The following is a 2007-nucleotide window of genomic DNA, read 5'->3' as shown; positions in this document are numbered from 1 at the left end:
GTCGTCGTGGGCAGGCCTGCTGCTACTTCTCTTCGTTCTTCAGGGCGAGGCCGAGGGCGAAGAACGTCGGCGCCCAGTGGCCGATGAAGATGCCCCAACGGTCGGACTGCGCCTTGTCGGACGAGTCCTTGCCCTGCGAGGCGATCCAGGCCACGAGGGCGATGACGATCGAGGCGAAGCCGCCCCAGTAGGCGTGCTTGCTCTGGAGGCCGAGGTCGGAAAGGAACTTGACGGGGTTCATGGTGTTCTCCTGTCGATGGGGATGCGTGCCGTGCGCGGTGCCTCAATCCACTCCCCGGCGCTGTGAGCGCGGTGGCAGGTCGGGGCGGGGCCCAGGAGTAAGCGTCGCGAGGCTGCTTTTGTACCCCTGCTCGTACCCCGAGGGCGCGGCGGGCACCCGAGACGGGCCTCGGGGCGAGGCGAGGCGAGGCAAGGCGAGGTGATGCCTGGCCAGGCCACTGCGCTCAGCGGACGAGGGTGTACTGCACATCGACGGCGTGGTCGGTGAAGCCCCGCGCCGCGTAGAGCCGCAGGGCGGCCGTGTTGTCGCCCTCGACGTAGAGCGCCGCGGTGTCGGCCCCGCGCTCGGCGAGGCGGGCGAACCCGGCGTCGACCACCGCGCCTCCCAGGCCCTCGCCCTGGTGGTCGGGAGACACGCCGACCGCGTAGAACTCGCCTGGCTGACCGGCGTCGAGCTTGAGCCAGCAGAAGGCCAGCAGGTCGTCGCCCCGCCAGAGCAGCACGAAGTCGCCGGCGTCGAACCAGGCCTCCGTCTGCCGGGCGTCGAGGTCGGCCTGCACGAGCGAGCCCTGCTCGGGGTGGTCGGCGAACGCGCGGGCGTTGAGGTCGAGCCACGCTGCGTCGTCGACCCCGGGGCGGAAGGCGGCCACGCGGTCGCCGTCGCGCAACCGTGGCGGGCGTGGCGACGACGGCACCGGGGCCCGCTGCTGCAGCAGGCGCCGGGTCTCGTCGAGGCCGAAGCGCGCTGCGAGCACACGTGAACCGGGGTGGTCGCCGTGCGCCCAGAGCAGCAGGGGGCCGTGGGTCTCGTCGACCAACCGCTGCAGCAGCTCGGCCCCGCGCCCCTGGCGACGGTCGTCGGGGTGGACGACGAGTTCGGCCTCGTCGCCGCGCCGCACCGCCGCCGCGTGGGCGTCGCCGACGACCGTCGCGACGCCCGACCGCACGTCGACGAGGGTCTGGTCCGAGAACGGAGGGCTGCCGTCGGCCTCGGCGGCCGCCCGGGCGAGCCCCGGGATGAAGGAGGCGCCGGTCGCGTCGACCACGCCCGTCACGACGACACCGCGCCCGTCACGACGACACCGCGCTCGGCTCGACCGCCGTGCTCACGAGACGACGGCCTGGGCGTCGTCGTCGTAGACGTTGAAGCGGTAGCCGACGTTGCGCACGGTGCCGATCAGCGACTCGAGGTCGCCGAGCTTGGCCCGCAGGCGCCGGACGTGGACGTCGACCGTCCGCGTGCCGCCGAAGTAGTCGTACCCCCAGACCTCGCTGAGCAGCTGCTCGCGGGTGAAGACGCGCGACGGGTGCGTCGCGAAGAAGCGCAGCAGCTCGAACTCCTTGAAGGTCAGGTCGAGGGGGCGACCGTGCACCTTGGCCGAGTAGCTGGCCTCGTCGATGACGACGCCGGAGGCGTGGATCTTCGAGCCGGTCTGTGACTGGGCGAGCCGCCCGGTGACCAGGCGGATGCGGGCGTCGACCTCGGCCGGCCCCGCGGTCTCGAGGATGACGTCGTCGACGCCCCACTCGTTGTTGACCGCGGTCAGTCCGCCCTCGGTGAGCACCAGGACGAGGGGCACCGTGACGCCCGTGGTGCGCAGGATCTTGCACAGCGACTTGGCGCTGGCCAGGTCGGCCCGGGCGTCGACGAAGATCAGGTCGCTCGACGGGGCGTTCACCAGTTGTGCGGGTTCGGCCGGGATCTGCCGGGTACGGTGACTGAGCAGGGCGAGCGACGGCAGGACGTCGGGGCCGCCCGCAGAGGTC

General features: G+C 72.3%; 3 protein-coding genes. All 3 read right to left on the bottom strand.

Going from position 1 to position 2007, the window contains the following annotated elements; genetic code table 11:
- Positions 1 to 22: 22 nt before the first annotated feature.
- The gene (locus ASG05_RS07435) at positions 23 to 241 is read right to left on the bottom strand and encodes a hypothetical protein (protein WP_054146872.1); all 219 of its coding nucleotides are present in this window, start codon (positions 239 to 241) and stop codon (positions 23 to 25) included.
- Between the two features lie 223 nt (positions 242 to 464).
- Positions 465 to 1295, bottom strand: a complete 831-nt coding sequence (gene mshD, locus ASG05_RS07430) for a mycothiol synthase (RefSeq protein WP_056259467.1) — start codon at positions 1293 to 1295, stop codon at positions 465 to 467.
- A 51-nt stretch (positions 1296 to 1346) separates the two neighbouring features.
- Positions 1347 to 2007: winged helix-turn-helix domain-containing protein (locus ASG05_RS07425; protein WP_056259466.1), on the bottom strand; the 661-nt coding region annotated here is incomplete at its 5' end.

Source organism: Frigoribacterium sp. Leaf186, from assembly GCF_001423905.1.
Classification (GTDB): domain Bacteria; phylum Actinomycetota; class Actinomycetes; order Actinomycetales; family Microbacteriaceae; genus Frigoribacterium.
The sequence above is the reverse complement of the archived record's forward strand: the minus strand, read 5'-3'. Positions and strand labels throughout refer to the sequence as shown.

Coding starts and splice junctions, on each gene's coding strand:
- ASG05_RS07435 (WP_054146872.1), bottom strand. CDS start 241: ATGAACCCCGTCAAGTTCCTTTCCGACCTCGGCCTCCAGAGCAAGCAC.